Here is a 15463-nt window from a genome sequence, read left to right as displayed (position 1 = left end):
AACTTCCTTTAAATCAAATGTTTCCAGATCACATCGTACACATCAACCGCCTCAATCTCGCTCTTTTCGAGCGGCGAATCAGTAATGCAGATCGGGTAATATTGGCGGGGCACGTTGATACTCCCGTGAGAACCTTTGACCAATGTGGCATCCAGCGGGATTACATCCATCAGGTACCTGAATCCCATTAATTTTCGGGCAAGTTTATAGCCCGCGCGAACTTTGATCAAAGGGTTTTTGGGGTCCATAAACATTTCAACCGGGTCGTAACCTGGTTTTCTGTGTATATCCACCAAATGCGCGTAGTCTGGCGCTTTGGCATCGTCGAGCCAGTAATAGTAAGTAAACCAGCTGTCAGGTTTGGCCATAACCACCAGGTCACCCGAGCGTTCGTGATCGATATGGTAGGCTTTCTGTTCTTCTTTATCCAGTACCAGGTCAATGCCCGGTGTTTGTTTTAAAACTTTGATAATCCGCTCCCGAACAGATTCATCATTAATATAAACGTGTGCAATCTGATGATCGGCTGCTGCGAAAGCTTTCGAAGCGCCTGCGTCGAGCAGTTCATACCACCTTTCAGTCCGTATCGAAATGGTACCTTCATTCCGCAGGATCCGGTTGATGTGGATCGGGTTACTTACAGGATTGATCCCGTATTCAGAAAGCAAAATGATCTTCGCATTTTTGGATTCATAATGCGTCACCAGCTCTTCTACCAAATTGTCGATCTCACCCAGCTCTTTGCTGATTTTCGAAAAATCGGGGCCGAATTTTTGAAGGCAATAATCCAAATGTGGCAGGTAAATGAGCGTAAGTGTCGGATCATGCTTTTTATCAACCCAAATAGAAGAATCTGCAATCCATTTACTTGATTTGATATTCGCATTCGGGCCCCAGAAGTTGAACAATGGAAATTGTCCCAGGTCTTTTTGCAGCTCGTCGCGCAGTTCAGGCGGGTAAGCATAGCAGTCGGGCGCTTTCACTCCGTCGGCGTGGTACTGCGGTCTTGGAGTTACTGAGAAGTCAGCGGTGGAGTACATATTATACCACCAGAACATTTTGGCGCAGGTGAAATGCGGGTCAATGCGTTTGGCAGCTTCCCAGATCTTTTCGCCCTTTACCAGCTTGTTAGACTGTTTCCAAAACTTCACTTCCGCATCTTCCCGGTCGTACCAGCCATTTCCAACGATCCCGTTTTCAGCCGGCCATTTACCGGTGATATAGGTACTCTGGGAAGTTGTGGTAACTGCGGGTAAAACGGGCTTTATAGGTGTTAACTGCCGGTCTTTGATGTATTTGGCCAAAAACGGGGTATGTTCTCCGATCAGATTGGCACTTAATCCGACAATGTCGATTACTACTGTTTTATTCATAACTCAAAATTTTCTTCACCCACTCCAGCTCGCGCACGATCGACTCACCAATGGGCTTTTGCATATCTTCAGGCAGCACGCCCCAGGTGTAAGTTTCCACTTCCAGATAATCTGAAAACGGGTTCTCTTTATGAATGCCCAGCGTTTTTACGATATCAGATTGGGTAGATTCAAGTACACCGTAGTGATTGACAAAAAGCGGTACGTGGAAATGTACGCGCCATTCTTTTTGCTGCTCGTTCCAGTCTTTCAGCGCGTCTTTGAGGTCAGGGTAGCGCGTTTTGCTCTGGCCTTCATTCAATGCAACTACCTGGTGCAGGTAAACGGGTTCGTCGAAAGTTTCAATCGCTTTCAGCTTGATCTCTCTCTCATTTTCAAAATTCACCTTCAAAGCGGAGCTCACCTGAATGCGGCCCACTTTAATCCCGACCTCATTTAATGAGTCCAGGATATCTTGTGGATCTTCAAAGCCGACAGCCGCGTGGCAGATATCATAGCAAAGCTGAATGTGCCTCAGAACGGCATCAGTAGCCTGCTCATTAGTAAATCCGTACTTCGCGCCCAGGTACTCTTCGGCTCTTAGTAAGAGCGTTTTTTTATACCATTCAACAAAGTCAACTGTGTTATCGAGAATACCGTCCGGCTCCGGCTCTATGTCCAGGTGCAGGTATTTGCCGGTTTCTTTTTCAATGGCGATCAGCGTATCAAGCAGTTCCAGAATGTGAGAAGTAGCCCTTTCTGTCGCCTTATGCTTGTCCTCCTCGGTTTCCCACCAGTAACGGTAAGACAGCGGCGGCGTGGAAACTCCCCCGTGCATTCCTTCCGGCAGCAGCTCGGCAAGTATGTTAAACAACCTGACGGTATATTCAAGCCGGTCGATCGTAGTCCAGTCTGGTGCATGTACATCGTCTTTCACGACTACATTATGAAACCCGCCGTAAGGAAATCCATTGATCACAAAAACATATATATCATTTTCCGAGAGCCAGCTTTTAAATCCCGCCAGTACTTCGGGTTTGCTCAGTTCAATGGAAGCTTCATTCGCCACGCGCAGGCCAAGTCCAAAAGGTTGGTCGGGTGATAGCTGCTGCTTGATAAATGGCAGATTGTCCCGCAGCGACTGAAAATGGTCCGCCCATTTTTCTCCCGGGTGGATATTGGAGCAGTAAGTTAAATGTCCGTACGGCGTGATCATTATGCGTGGATTATTTTTGAGCTTTCCAGATAATCAACCGATTGTGCGATGATATCTGCGTCCAGCTCGTGTACCTCAACACCTTTGCCAATTCTTTCAAGTAACATAATGGTCAGTCTGCCGCCCAAATGTTCCCTGAACTCATGCAATCCATTCCGCAGGTTGATCTTGTCATTTTCAGCCAGTTTGGAATGATATAATTCAAAACCCAGCTTGTTCAAAACGTCCAGAATGCGGGTCAGGTCTGCTTCGGCGAGCATACCGATTTTTGTAGCATATACACAATCCAATGCAATACCAATTGCCACCGCTTCTCCGTGGCGAACCTGGAAATTAGTAAGATACTCTAATTTATGTGCAGCCCAGTGACCGAAATCGAGTGGCCGGGAAGAACCGAATTCAAACGGGTCGCCACCTGCAATGTGATCGGTGTGCATTTCGGCGCAGCGATGGATCAGGTAAGCCATTACTTGCTCGTCGCGGGCCGCCAGTGCTTCTGCGTTTGCTTCAATCCATTCAAAAAAAGCGGCATCCTTGATCAATGCAACTTTAATTGCCTCTGCGATTCCGGCGCGCCAGTCTCTGTCATCTAGTGTCCGCAAAAAAGTAAGATCATTGAAAACAGCCACAGGTGGCGCAAACGTGCCCAGGAAGTTTTTCTTTCCACGGAAGTTAATACTGTTTTTAACACCAACCCCTGAGTCGTTTTGTGCCAAAACAGTAGTTGGAATGCGGATCAGCTTGATACCCCGGTGTGAAACTGCCGCAGCATAACCTACCAGATCGAGTACCGCGCCGCCGCCTATCCCAATTACAAAAGAATGGCGGTCGATACCGTGTACGTCAACGGCTTCTACCAGACTTTCAAATAATGCAGGATCATTCTTGCAAGCTTCGCCCCCAGGTATGATCATGATGTTAGCAGCAAGCTGGATCTGAGGTACTGCTGTTGTAAAGTACATTTTGATCTCCTCGGAAAGTGTCGGATGAAATGCGGCGAAACCTTCGTCCACGATCACCAGTGCTTTTCTCTGAAAGCCTTCTTCCAAAAATCCATTGAAAAAATCTTTCAGTAAAGGATTATTTGCACTGAACAACTGCTGTGTGAAGTACACCGCATAATTATATTCTATTTGGAAACGCTGTTGTATGGTTTGCATTGAAAAAGACATTGAATGCAATATGGGTTTATTTTAATACTAAGTTACGGCGAAAACCCGGGCGAGCAGCATAGACAGCGGCAGTAATGCGAGTACAGCCAGGCCAAGCGGCAGCAAACCAAAAGCTACGCAGTAGGAGGCATTCATCACAATAAGCGAAATGACCCCCGCCTTCACCGCCTTGCCGATCAGCGGACCAACGGGATTTTGTATCGCATTCCATAACGGCCGGCCAATCAGCCAGGCATGCAACAAAACGAATGGAATTGTGAACAATATATTTCCTTCCCGACCGGCAATCGTCAGCTGAGCGGCAAGTACAATCGCGTAAAGCAGTGCAGCGATATACAAAGTCCGCTTTTTCCCGCCGTGTACTTCGTCCTGACTGATCATCGTAATCGCAAAAATGTAAGCGATTGGTAGCAATGCGATCCAGCCATATTTTTGAAATGACTCGGGTATCACGCTCATTCCGAGTATCAGATTGGCGCCGCGGCACATACCCATCGTAAGTGGGCCCATGAATGCGTGGTGTTTGGCAAAACGATTATACAAAATCGTCAGCAATGCGATAATAACTGCGATAAGACCGCTTAATCCGCTGAAAAGTGCTGCGGATAGCATTCCAAATACCAGCAGGGAGATGCCCATGAAAGTAGCCGAAACAAGCGGTACTTTGCCACTTGGGATTGGTCTTTCCGGGCGCTCGATACTGTCGAGCTTGGCATCGAAAACATCATTCATCACCACGCCGCCTCCGTAAAGTCCCAACGTGGAAGCAACCAGCCATGCAGGTGAGAAATCAGAAAAGGTAAACTGGGCGATCGCAAGGCCAGCGAGAATGTCGGCAATGGCGGTGACCAGGTTAGCCGGGCGCGTTAGTTGTAAATAGGGTTTAATGCTGCTCACGTTACCGGATCACTAGGGATTCTTTGACAGGGGCGGGCTGCTGGCCGCCGCGCAGAATGCTGTTTCCGTGAAACTTTGCAGTCTGGTCGACCTCGTAGCCGTTTTCAAAATCACTTACATCAATCTGTCCGCTTTTACCAAAAGCATCGATCGCATTCTGGTAAGTTACCTGCCGGATCGCCTCGTCTGAAATCCCTTTCATTTTCATCAATGCAGCTGTTTTCGGAATAGCGAGCGGATCGGAAATCCCCCAGTCGGCTGCGGAGTTGATCATAATGCGTTCGGGACCATATTGTTCCACTACTTTTACCATCCGTTCATTTCCCATTTTGGTAAAAGGATAAATCGTGAATGCAGCCCAGAAGCCCTGGTCAAGCACGCTTTTCACGGTTTCTTCATTGTTATGGTCTACAATCACCCACGAAGGATCAATGCCGTGCTCGATCGCGATCGCCATGGAGCGTTCGGTACCTTTCTTTTTGTCGCGGTGCGGCGTGTGGATCTGCACCGGCAGCTTGGCTTCTTTGGCCAGTTCGAGTTGCAGTCTGTAATACTTTTCCTCAGCCGGTGTCTGATCATCAAAACCAATTTCACCGACACCTACGACACCTTCTTTGTATATATAAAGCGGTAAAATTTCCATTACCTGCTCGGCAAGCGGCTCATTGTTTGCTTCGCGGGAGTTTAATCCCATCGTACAATAATGCTTGATACCGAACTGAGAGGAGCGGAATCTTTCCCAGCCTACCAGACTGCTGTAATAATCTTTGAAGCTCGAAAGCCCGGTACGCGGCTGGCCAACCCAGAAAGCAGGTTCGATCAATGCAACGATCCCCGCCTGGTGCATGGCCTGGTAATCGTCGGTAGTGCGGGAAACCATGTGGATATGCGGATCAAAAAAGCGCATTCCTTTGATCAGGTCACGGTAATCGTTCCAGGCAATATCGCGGTGCGCGGCTGCTGTCTCATCGCTTTCTTCAAAGTGCGAAGGGTTAGTCGCGGCTTCATTGGGGTTTAAGCACATAATTATGAATGTTCAAGTTGGGTCCAGGTCAGTTCACCTGATCTGACAGATTTTTCGAGATCTGTATATTTGGCCAAAAGGTATTTCGCATTCGGCAGGGAAGATTCGGAGCAGGCTAATGCTGCCGCCTTCCGGTCATCGCCGTTCTGGGATTCAAAAAGGTGCTGCATATCAGCGAGCAAAGCCTGGTTCATAAACTTGCCCACGAGCCGCCAAACTTGCGGACCTACACTCCGGCCGGCTGCCCATCGCTCATGCGCAAAATCGGACAGTGTCATCGCTAGCTTTTCATTGGCCCTGTTTGCCAGTCCCTCGATCAAATGAATAGGCTTGTCGTTGAAGATGGTTTTCAGCACCAGCTGGTTCCAGGCGAGTTCGTTGAAATACTTTTCAGGATAGGGGTTATGCAGCGCAATCGCATCAAACACAAAACCCATGTTGGAGCGAACCGCATCGGTAGCCCTGAAGAGCCACTGATCGGGGTAGGAGAGCAGCGGCAATGCAGCATACAATGCAACCAGCTCGTTCATTTCGGCTGTGTCAAAAAGCGTTTCGATGTTTTTGACGTACTCACTTTTGTCCGAAGGATCCAGCTGGGTCAGCAGCCACACGCGGCTCAAACGCACGAGCGACCAGTTATTCACTGAAAAGCCAGGTATCTCCGTATCGAGCGACCATTGTTCGTCTTCGGATACCTCCACGATTTTCTTGGCAAGAAAGCGCGGGGCTGCTACGAAAGCGGTCATTAATTCAAGAGGTGCAGCAGATCCTTTTTGCTGTAACCATTCGGATTCCGTAGCAGAAGTGTTCCGGCTGATTATCTCCCAAAGCTTTTGCTTAACTATGTCAGACATTTTTTTAAAAGGAAAACGGACTTAAATGCCAGCAGGCAAATCAGTAAGGTTTCGGGTTGTTTTAGTATAAATGTTTATTTCACTTTATAAAGTTTCCCTAACAACTATTATAACGGTTTGATGTGGCTGGAAAACTCATTTTACGCGTTTGAGGCTTCAATTTTAATTAAAAACTAATGTGAGACGAATGATATCCGTCATTTTCAAAAGTCAAATTCCTTGATCTCCGGATCATTCAGGAGCTGCCTGGTGAGCTCATTGTGATGCTTCTCGGAACCCTGTAAAGTCCAACTACCGGTTATTTTATCTCCAACCCGGCTTTGCTCTCCGCGTAAGATGGTCATATCAAGTTCTTTGAACATATCCTCGTACACTTTGAGCGATTGCTGCTGATAAATGCAGACAAGTCTGTAATTACGGATCTGGCTTCTTTTGCGGATAAACTTTTGAACGGGGGCAAGGATGACCAGCGACATACCTGAAATAACAAAGCAAGCGAAAGTTGCCTCATAATAACCCGCTCCAATCCCCATCCCAACAGCCGCTGTGACCCACACGATAGCCGCGGTAGTAATACCTACTACGCGGTTGTTTTCCCTGAAAATGATCCCCGCACCGATAAAGCCGATTCCGGTAACGATATTGGCGGCTATGCGGCCGGCGTCGGAACTTACCTTAATGGATAGCAGTGTAAAAAGGGTAGAGCCCACCGCGATCAGGATCATGGTTCGCAGGCCGGCGGACTTGCTCCGGTACTCGCGCTCTGCGCCGATGATCGCGCCGAGGAAAAAGGATAGCAGCAGTTTATAAATGTCTTCAGGAAAGAATTCCATGCAATGCGTTTTTATATCGCCCCAAACAAAAAGCCGGAAAGATCAGAATCTCTCCGGCCGGCAAATTAAATGACTTTTTATCACGCGCTGCCAGTTTTTCTTTCAACCCAATGTATCAGTTTTTCTGCCTCCTCCAATCCTAACCTTGCGAGCGCGGCGCTCTTGGCTCCGTCATAAGCCATATCCAGATGTAAAACCTGGTAGGCGGTCATAAATGAATTAAGCATCTTTTTGTCAGCCTGCGAAAGATGCTGTTTATACCAGTCAACATCTTTTCTTCCGCGTGTTTTCTTTCCAAAAATTTCATCGAGCACCAGCAAAATACCTGTGTAGGCTGTGTGCCCGGCCATTTTTACATACTTCTGGTCTTGGAAATAACCATCTTCTTTACGCGCCTTTTCACTCAAAATCTGCTTTGCATTCGCCAGATAGCGTCTGGCTTCTTCAATGGAATCGGAGGTGTTTTCTTTCATGAGTGTATGTTTGGTTTTTGTTCAAAGATAGCAAAATAGCAAAGTTAGCTATTCATTAATTCCTCAATCTCCTCAGCTTCCAAAGGAATATCTGCCATGAGATCAATGTTGCCGGTTTCGGTGATCAGAATGTCGTTTTCGAGGCGGATACCCAGGCCTTCTTCACGAATGTAAATGCCTGGCTCACAAGTTAACACCATTCCAGGTTCGAAGCGGCGGTACTTATTGCCGACGTCGTGGATATCGAGTCCGAGGAAATGTGATGTTCCATGCGGAAAGTACTTTTTGTAAGCCGGCCAGTCCGGGTCCTGTTTTTCAATGGCTTCCTTCGAGAGCAGCCCAAGACCGATCAGCTCGCTTTCCATTACCTTTCCCACTTCGCGGTGGTATTCGTCCCAGATATTCCCACTGACAAGCATTCCCTTTGCAGCTTTGAACACGAGCAGTACAGCATCGTACACATCACGCTGCCTTTTGGTAAACCGCCCGTTAACGGGAATACTCCTGCTCAGATCTGCCCCGTAATTGGCGTATTCGGCAGCTACATCGAGTAATATAATGTCACCGTCCTTGCAAGGCTGGTCATTTTGAATGTAATGTAAAACACACGCATTTGCGCCAGATGCAATAATGGGCTGGTAAGAAAATCCTTTGGAGCGGTTTCGGATAAACTCGTGTACAAGCTCAGCCTCAATCTCAAACTCGTGCACGCCGGGTTTCACAAATTTAAGTACACGCTCAAAACCCGACCTGGTAATTGCGCAAGCTTTTTGAAGTAATTCCACTTCAATCGGATGTTTCGTCGCGCGCAACTGGTGCATGAGCGGGGCGATTCGCAGGAGGGTATGCAGCGGGTATCTCTCCCTGAAATCACGCACAAAACGCCCGTCCCGGCTTTGCACCTGCGAATCATTCCGGGTATGTTCGTTGGTATTCAGGTAAACATTTTCAGCTTCAAAAACGATGTTTCCAAATACAGTTTCAAACTGGTGCGTCCAGAAGATCGACTGGATACCGGTTACCTCCTTTGCTTGTGCTTTCGTCAGCTTTTCACCTTCCCAAACCGCAATCAGCTCATTGGTTTCACGCAAAAACAGCACTTCCCGGAACTTCGGGTCGGGGTGATCCGGAAAAATAAGGAGCATCGTTTCTTCCTGGTCCGCGCCGGTCAGATAAAATAGGTCTGCGTTCTGTTTGAAGCCCATTGTGCCGTCTGCATTGGTCGGCATAATGTCATTTGAATTCAAAATAGCGAGTGATTTTGGCTTCATTAACTGGGTAAGGCGGCGGCGGTTTTCTATAAACAGGGCTTTATCAATACGGTCGTAGCGCATGGTCGGTTATTTTTTGTAACTCTAATTTAATTTGTAAAATTACGTTTAACTTGTTCTATCATTGCGGATAACTGCGGCATAACATTTCGGGTAAAAGAAGTGTAGCTGTAATCCGTTTTTCAGATACCAAATAAAGAATACCTAACTGATTTTCGTTCATGAAAAGATTGCTTCTGATTGCATTTGTCCTGATCCCTGTTGCCTTATCAGCATCTCCCAAGTACTGGATTTATTTGAAAAACAAAGACTTAGGAACCTCACCGGCGGTATCTCGGCAAACATTGGAAACTCGCCAAATGCTCGGTCTGGCACTATCGGACGAAACAGACTTGCCTGTCCGGGCAGATTACGAACAAGCTTTGAAGGCGCAGTCAGTGCATATCATCAACCGCTCAAAATGGTTGAATGCAGTTTCAGCAGTGCTGAGCAGCGAGCAGGCTATGAAGGTGCGGGAACTGGATTTTGTGAAGGAAGTGGTGCCTATTGACCCCGGCTTTTATGTTGCCAAAACCCAGCCCATTGAAAAAGCACAGATGGCTCCGGTGATGTCGCAGGTTCAGGCCAGTGCATTTCTGAAAGAAGGTATTACTGCCAAAGATGTTACCATTGGCGTAATTGATGCAGGCTTTTACGGAGCAGATTCATCCCTGTCACTTACCCAGATTTTTTCCAACAAAAGAATTTTAGCGATACGCGATTACGTAAAACCGGGCCGCCCGGGCGAATTGCTTTTCAGCTCTGCTGAGAGTTTTTCTGATATGCACGGTACCGAAGTAATGGCGGCGATTGCCGGTGTCGATTTCCAGGATGAAATCCAGTACGGAATGGCAACCAATGCGAAATTTTATCTAGCGCGTACCGACTACTCCATGCGTGAATACCGCGGCGAGGAAGACAACTGGATCGCTGCAATGGAATGGATGGACAGCCTCGGTGTTCGTCTGATCAATACTTCACTGGGTTATGCCAAAGGTTTTTCAGATCCGAAAGAAAACTATATCCCTTCTCAAATGGATGGGAAAACGAGCGCGATTTCGCGTGCTGCGCAGATCGCTTCCGATAAAAAAGGAATAATGCTGATCGTTTCGGCGGGCAATGAAGGGGATGATAAGAGCTGGGGGATCGTATCCGCGCCCGCGGATGCAAAAGGAGTACTTTCGGTAGGTGCAACCAACGGAAAGCTCTGGAACAGGATCGGGTACAGCAGTGTAGGTCCCGAGTTTCTATCTTATGTAAAACCCAATGTTTCCTGCTTTTCACTGTACGGTACCTCGCTTTCTGCGCCTGTAATAACCGGGTTTGCTGCCTGCCTTTTACAGGCAAATCCCAGGTTAACAAACAAAGAGCTGATTGCTTTAATAGAAAAATCGTCGCATTTATATCCTTACGGAAACAATTTCGTGGGATACGGCGTGCCTCAGGCTTCCCGTGCGCTGGCACTTGCAAAAGCGCCTTACCTGCCTGACAATGCTAAACTGGTCAAAGCCAAAGGCCGCAGCTGCGATGTGGAAGTTACCAGTGCTGACTCGCTGGTGGCTATTTACAGGAAGAAAACAAACAAGGATGTGCTGTCACAGCAGGTTGCCAAGGTGCAAAATGGAAAAGTGTCCCTCAAACGTCAGAATGGGGAACACTTTACAACGATCGACCTTAAAGACAATGTGATTGAAGTAGAATGGGACTAAGGTGACTTGCGGAGGCGCGCTTCTTCGAGGTCCAGCTCTCTTTCTTTTGTTTTGATCAATTCATCTGCGCAGGCTCTTTCCTTGCGCAGCTTTATTATTTCCCCACGCTTTACTTCAATAATTTCCAGGAGCATTTTGCGGTATTTGCGGACAGTAGTTCTGTTGGAATCATCATTCGTGTGCAGGAATTTGCTGTCCGCCATTTCTATAATTTTTTCGTAACGGTCTTTCAAAAGGCGGAAAGGCTCGAACTCTGCAATTTCTCCGTCGTAATTGGATTTCATATAGTCCAGGCTGACAGTAGCGAGCCGCGAATTCATCATCGCATTCTGCTCTTCCATATTCTCGCCGTCGTCTTCGATTTTCAGCCAGCGGATAATCAATGGAAGACTAAGCCCCTGCAACACAAGGGTAAAAAGTATCACCACAAACGTAATAAACAGGAAAAGGTCACGGTGCGGGAAAGCTGCGCCGCTGATCGTCAACGGAATAGCAAGTGCAGAGGCCAGGGATACCACGCCGCGCATTCCGCTCCATGCTACAATAAACACCGGTTGCCATTTCGGCCTTGGCTCTCCTTCACGGATAGACCTGAAAAGGACGCGCGGTAGGTAAGTTGCAGGAAATACCCAGATAATGCGGATTATGATGGTTAGCAGGCTGATAATCACAGCATAGGAAATTACTTCTGTGACAGTATAGCTGCCGAGGCCGAGCATTACTTCGGGCAATTGCAAGCCGATCAGAATAAAAACAATACCGTTGAGCAGAAATATGACCGTTTCCCACACGTAGTTGGTCTGCATGCGGGACTGGTAGGTGAAAAGTTCGTGGGAACGGAAACTGAGGAAAAGTCCGCCGCTTACTACGGACAAAACGCCTGAATAATGATAATGCTCTGCGGCAATGTACATCAGGTAAGGAGATATGAATGTAAGTGCGGTGTCAATGCTGGGGGTGGTTGGAAAAAACCGGTGAACCACGTACAAAACGTGCGCAATAGCCAGACCGATCAGTATCCCCATTACTGCTACCATCAGAAAATCGACGCCTGCTTTCCAGAATACAAACTGCCCCGAAGCGACTGTAGCAAGAGCAACCCGGAAAACGATCAGGGAGGATGCATCGTTTACAAGGCTCTCACCTTCCAGGATTGTCACAACTCTTTTCGGTACTTTCAAACCCTGCAAAACAGAAGTAGCAGCCACAGCGTCGGGAGGGGAGATAATGCCACCGAGTACAAATCCCATTGCCAGCGTAAAGCCGGGAATCAATGCGTGTGAAACATAGGCTACCGCAGTGGCTGTGAAGAAAACAAGTCCGAATGCGAGCAGTGAAATCGGCCTTTTGGCAGACCAGAAATCTTTCCACGAAGTGTTCCATGCAGCACTGTAAAGCAGAGGGGGAAGGAATATAAGAAACACCCAGTCCGGCGCCAGTTCGAGCATGGGCATACCCGGGATGAAGCTGATCAGTAAACCGGCAATAACCAGGAATATAGGGTAAGAAACACCAATTTTTTCGCTTACCATCGTAAGCATTGCAACCACAAAAAGCAGGGAAATTATAAGGAGTAGATTGTCTTGGATCATATTAAGAAATAGAGGTTCGGGGATATAAAAGTATGCAATTCATTCGTTTATCATTATGAAACTTTTGCGTGTGGTCGAACACGCAATTTGAATTTTTGGTTTTACATTAGCAGAAAAATTGCAGTTTTGATTATCTTTATTGCCTCACTTTATGTTGAATCTGTGGCAGTATACTTAAAAAATTAAATTTTCGGTAAATCTATCACCTAATCCCTATTAACAATGAGTACTTCTCGAAGAGATGTCCTGAAAATGGCGGGAATGGCGTTTGCTGGCGGCGCGCTTCCGGCTGTTACCATTCTCAACCCCAACCGTGCTTTTGGCGGTGTCAACAGCGAAACTTTAAAGATTGGTTTGATCGGTTGCGGTGGTCGCGGATCGGGCGCAGCTAATCAGGCTTTGAAAGCTGATCCGAATGTTGTTCTTCACGCAGTTGGAGATATCTTCAAAGATAAAATGGATGCCTCACTTGCTAACCTGACCAAGATTCACGGTCCGAAAGTGAAAGTAGAGGAAGGTAATAAGTTTATCGGGTTTGACGCATATAAGAAAGTGCTCGAATCGGGCGTGGACGTAGTGCTTCTTGCAACTCCTCCTCACTTCCGTCCTGAGCATTTGACTGCTGCTATCAATGCAGGTAAGCACGTATTTTGCGAAAAACCAGTGGCAGTAGATGCGCCGGGTGTGCGGAAAGTACTTGACGCAGCAAAATTGGCAAAACAGAAAAACCTTTCTTTGATGTCTGGTTTCTGCTGGCGCTACCACGAGCCTAAACGCGCAAGCTTTTCCAGGATCCTGGACGGCGCGGTAGGTGATATCACAGCGATTTACAACACTTATGACACGGGTACACTCTGGTCGTTCCCCCGCGTAGCAGGCTGGTCCGATGCGGAATATGTGCTTCGTAACTGGACTTACTACACCTGGCTTGCAGGTGACCACATCGTGGAGCAGGCTGTTCATAGTATCGATATGATGTCGTGGGCAATGGGCGGTAAGCTGCCGGTTTCGGCAGTAGGTACAGGCGGTCGCCAGGTACGTACTGATTCGCTGTTCGGAAATATCTTCGACCATTTCTCGGTTGTTTATGACTACGACAATGGCGTAAAAGGTTTCCACCATTCGAGACAGCAGGCTAACTGCGAAAACAGCTACCTCGTACAAACATTGGGTACCAAAGGAAGTGCAATGGTAAACTGCGCACGGAACGTACACGAAATTACAGGCGCTAAACCCTGGAAATACGAAGGTGTTCAGAACGATATGTACCAGACTGAGCACAACGAGCTTTTTGCTTCAATCCGTAGCGGCAAGCTGATCAACGACGGAGAATTTATGGCGCACAGCACCCTGATCGCGATCATGGGTAGAATGGCGGCATATACCGGAAAACGCATTACCTGGGAAGATGCAATGAACTCTTCCGAAAAGCTGGGCCCCGACGCTTACAGCTTTGACATGAAACCACCGGTTGTTGAGGTGGCTAAACCAGGTATCACTGCATTCTCCTGATATTTCATGCAGCGTAGAGAATTTCTCAAAAGTGCGGCCGTAGCTACCTCAGCTATGGCCGTTACTTCATCTGTGGTGTCCGGTGCGGCATTGCAGAATGCACCTTTGGCCAAACCCATGATCAAGAAGAGTTTGAAATGGGGAATGGTGAAAGAGGATTTGTCAATAATGGACAAATTTAAACTGCTTAAAGATCTGGGTTACGACGGTGTGGAACTTGATTCACCCGACGATAAGCTGACCATGAAGGAAATTCTGGCAGCCCGTGACAAAACGGGACTGGAACTTCCCGGAACGGTCAACTCCATGCACTGGAAACTTCCGCTATCAGATCCTGATCCTAAAAAGCGTGAGGAATGCGTCAAGTCCATTGAAAAGGCATTGATCGATACCAAAGCAATGGGCGGAACTACTGTATTGGTGGTGCCCGGCGTAGTAAATGCAACAACGACTTATGCCGAAGCTTACGAACGTTCGCAAAAGGAAATCAGGAAACTGCTTCCGGTTGCTGAGAAGACGGGCGTGAAGATCGCATTTGAAAACGTCTGGAACCAGTTTTTGCTGAGTCCATTGGAAGCGGCCCGTTTTGTAGACGAGTTCAAGCACCCGATGGTTGGCTGGTATTTTGATGTGGGCAATGTGCTTCGTTACAGCTGGCCTGTTTCGTGGATCGAAGCGCTTGATAAACGTATATTGAAGCTCGACCTGAAAGAATTCAGTTTCAAAAAACAGAATGAACTGGGTTTGTGGAAAGGCTTTGATGTGGAATTCATGGAAGGCGATTGCAACTGGGCCGAAGTGAATAAAGCATTGACAAAAATCGGCTACTCAGGCTGGGCTTCTGCCGAAGTTTCAGGCGGAGACAGAAAGCGCCTGCTCACGATCCGTGAGAAAATGGACGAAGTTTTCAACGCTTGATTTACGAGTGTTACAAATAGTAGGAAAAGCCCGGTGTATGCCGGGCTTTTCCTACTTCTTCACCTTGTACCGCGTTCGCGCGTAGTGCCTGATCGTTGAAATTTTCAGCTGGCCCTGGTCGATCTTCACCAGTTTGTATTCTTTGAACTCTCCCGTTTTGTCCAAAAAACCTATAATGCAGGATTGGTCTTCCTTGCCTTTCCGGATCTCGACTTTTGGCATAATCCCGAAATTGGGCACCTTCAATGTGTCTTCCGCATCGAGTGCCTTGTACGTCATCTTGATCAGGAAGTTGAACGTCGCTTTTGTTTCGTAAACTTCTACCGCGAACTTAAAGTCATTCAGGGGATCTTTCACTTTCTCGCTGTAAGTAGCAACCGGCAACTTTTGCACTTCGGTGCGTTCCAGGGCAATTGTATCATTCACAACTTTTTCGCCGCCATCGCCTGTGCTGCCTGAATCAGTTTGTCCATTGCATGCGTACAGTAGTACCAGGACAATCAGGTAACAATACTTCATGGAAAATTGAGGTTTGGTTTGAGATGAGTTCCTGCTTTGCAATATACTTTTGTTATTTGCATTAAATGCAATATTTTACTTA

General features: G+C 47.4%; 14 protein-coding genes. 3 read left to right on the top strand and 11 right to left on the bottom strand.

The genetic code is table 11. The features are described 5' to 3' along the window. Nucleotides 1-8: 8 nt before the first annotated feature. The 9 genes from ASG33_RS13890 to ASG33_RS13850 all read right to left on the bottom strand — a co-directional run bounded on the left by ASG33_RS13890 (nt 9) and on the right by ASG33_RS13850 (nt 9155). The gene (locus ASG33_RS13890) at nt 9-1373 is read right to left on the bottom strand and encodes an alkaline phosphatase family protein (protein ID WP_056285972.1); all 1365 of its coding nucleotides are present in this window, start codon (nt 1371-1373) and stop codon (nt 9-11) included. After that, nucleotides 1366-2568 carry a metabolite traffic protein EboE gene (gene eboE, locus ASG33_RS13885; RefSeq protein WP_056285968.1) on the bottom strand — a complete coding sequence of 401 codons (1203 nt, stop codon included), beginning with the start codon at nt 2566-2568 and terminating at the stop codon, nt 1366-1368. The genes ASG33_RS13890 and eboE overlap by 8 nt, the downstream gene beginning before the upstream one ends. Then, nucleotides 2568-3728, bottom strand: a complete 1161-nt coding sequence (locus tag ASG33_RS13880; RefSeq protein WP_056285964.1) for a 3-dehydroquinate synthase — start codon at nt 3726-3728, stop codon at nt 2568-2570. The genes eboE and ASG33_RS13880 overlap by 1 nt, the downstream gene beginning before the upstream one ends. Nucleotides 3729-3767: 39 nt before the next feature. Continuing rightward, nucleotides 3768-4637 (bottom strand): UbiA-like protein EboC, encoded by an 870-nt coding sequence (gene eboC / locus ASG33_RS13875; RefSeq protein WP_056285961.1) that lies wholly within the window; start codon nt 4635-4637, stop codon nt 3768-3770. Nucleotide 4638: 1 nt separating this feature from the next. Beyond that, on the bottom strand, nt 4639-5661 hold the full coding sequence (locus ASG33_RS13870; protein ID WP_056285958.1) for a TatD family hydrolase: 1023 nt from the start codon (nt 5659-5661) through the stop codon (nt 4639-4641). 2 nt (nt 5662-5663) lie between these two features. Continuing rightward, on the bottom strand, nt 5664-6515 hold the full coding sequence (locus ASG33_RS13865) for an EboA domain-containing protein (RefSeq protein ID WP_056285954.1): 852 nt from the start codon (nt 6513-6515) through the stop codon (nt 5664-5666). 203 nt (nt 6516-6718) lie between these two features. Then, complete coding sequence (locus tag ASG33_RS13860; protein ID WP_056285951.1) at nt 6719-7348, bottom strand: MgtC/SapB family protein; 630 nt, start codon at nt 7346-7348, stop codon at nt 6719-6721. An 80-nt stretch (nt 7349-7428) separates the two neighbouring features. Then, on the bottom strand, nt 7429-7821 hold the full coding sequence (locus ASG33_RS13855; protein ID WP_056285949.1) for a DUF5618 family protein: 393 nt from the start codon (nt 7819-7821) through the stop codon (nt 7429-7431). A gap of 44 nt (nt 7822-7865) precedes the next feature. Then, complete coding sequence (locus ASG33_RS13850) at nt 7866-9155, bottom strand: aminopeptidase P family protein (protein ID WP_056285946.1); 1290 nt, start codon at nt 9153-9155, stop codon at nt 7866-7868. A 158-nt stretch (nt 9156-9313) separates the two neighbouring features. Between ASG33_RS13850 and ASG33_RS13845 the strand changes: the two genes are divergently transcribed. Beyond that, nucleotides 9314-10840, top strand: a complete 1527-nt coding sequence (locus ASG33_RS13845) for a S8 family serine peptidase (protein ID WP_056285943.1) — start codon at nt 9314-9316, stop codon at nt 10838-10840. Here ASG33_RS13845 and ASG33_RS13840 read toward each other — a convergent pair. Further along, nucleotides 10837-12432, bottom strand: coding sequence for a Na+/H+ antiporter (locus ASG33_RS13840; RefSeq protein WP_056285940.1), 1596 nt, complete (start codon nt 12430-12432; stop codon nt 10837-10839). The two genes, ASG33_RS13845 and ASG33_RS13840, sit on opposite strands and share 4 nt — an antisense overlap. A gap of 252 nt (nt 12433-12684) precedes the next feature. On the opposite strand from ASG33_RS13840, the gene ASG33_RS13835 reads away from it, so the two are divergent. Together ASG33_RS13835 and ASG33_RS13830 are read left to right on the top strand one after the other, a co-directional pair. Further along, the gene (locus ASG33_RS13835) at nt 12685-13944 is read left to right on the top strand and encodes a Gfo/Idh/MocA family protein (RefSeq protein ID WP_056285937.1); all 1260 of its coding nucleotides are present in this window, start codon (nt 12685-12687) and stop codon (nt 13942-13944) included. A 6-nt stretch (nt 13945-13950) separates the two neighbouring features. Beyond that, entirely contained in the window at nt 13951-14862 is a 912-nt protein-coding gene (locus ASG33_RS13830) for a sugar phosphate isomerase/epimerase (RefSeq protein WP_056285934.1), read from the top strand. Nucleotides 14863-14913: 51 nt separating this feature from the next. On the opposite strand, the gene ASG33_RS13825 is transcribed toward ASG33_RS13830, so the two are convergent. Next, the gene (locus ASG33_RS13825; protein ID WP_056285931.1) at nt 14914-15381 is read right to left on the bottom strand and encodes a hypothetical protein; all 468 of its coding nucleotides are present in this window, start codon (nt 15379-15381) and stop codon (nt 14914-14916) included. Between the last annotated feature and the right edge of the window lie 82 nt (nt 15382-15463).

The organism is Dyadobacter sp. Leaf189 (assembly GCF_001424405.1).
Lineage (GTDB): Bacteria > Bacteroidota > Bacteroidia > Cytophagales > Spirosomataceae > Dyadobacter.
Note: the sequence above shows the minus strand (reverse complement) of the source record. Positions and strands in the feature narration are given on the sequence as shown.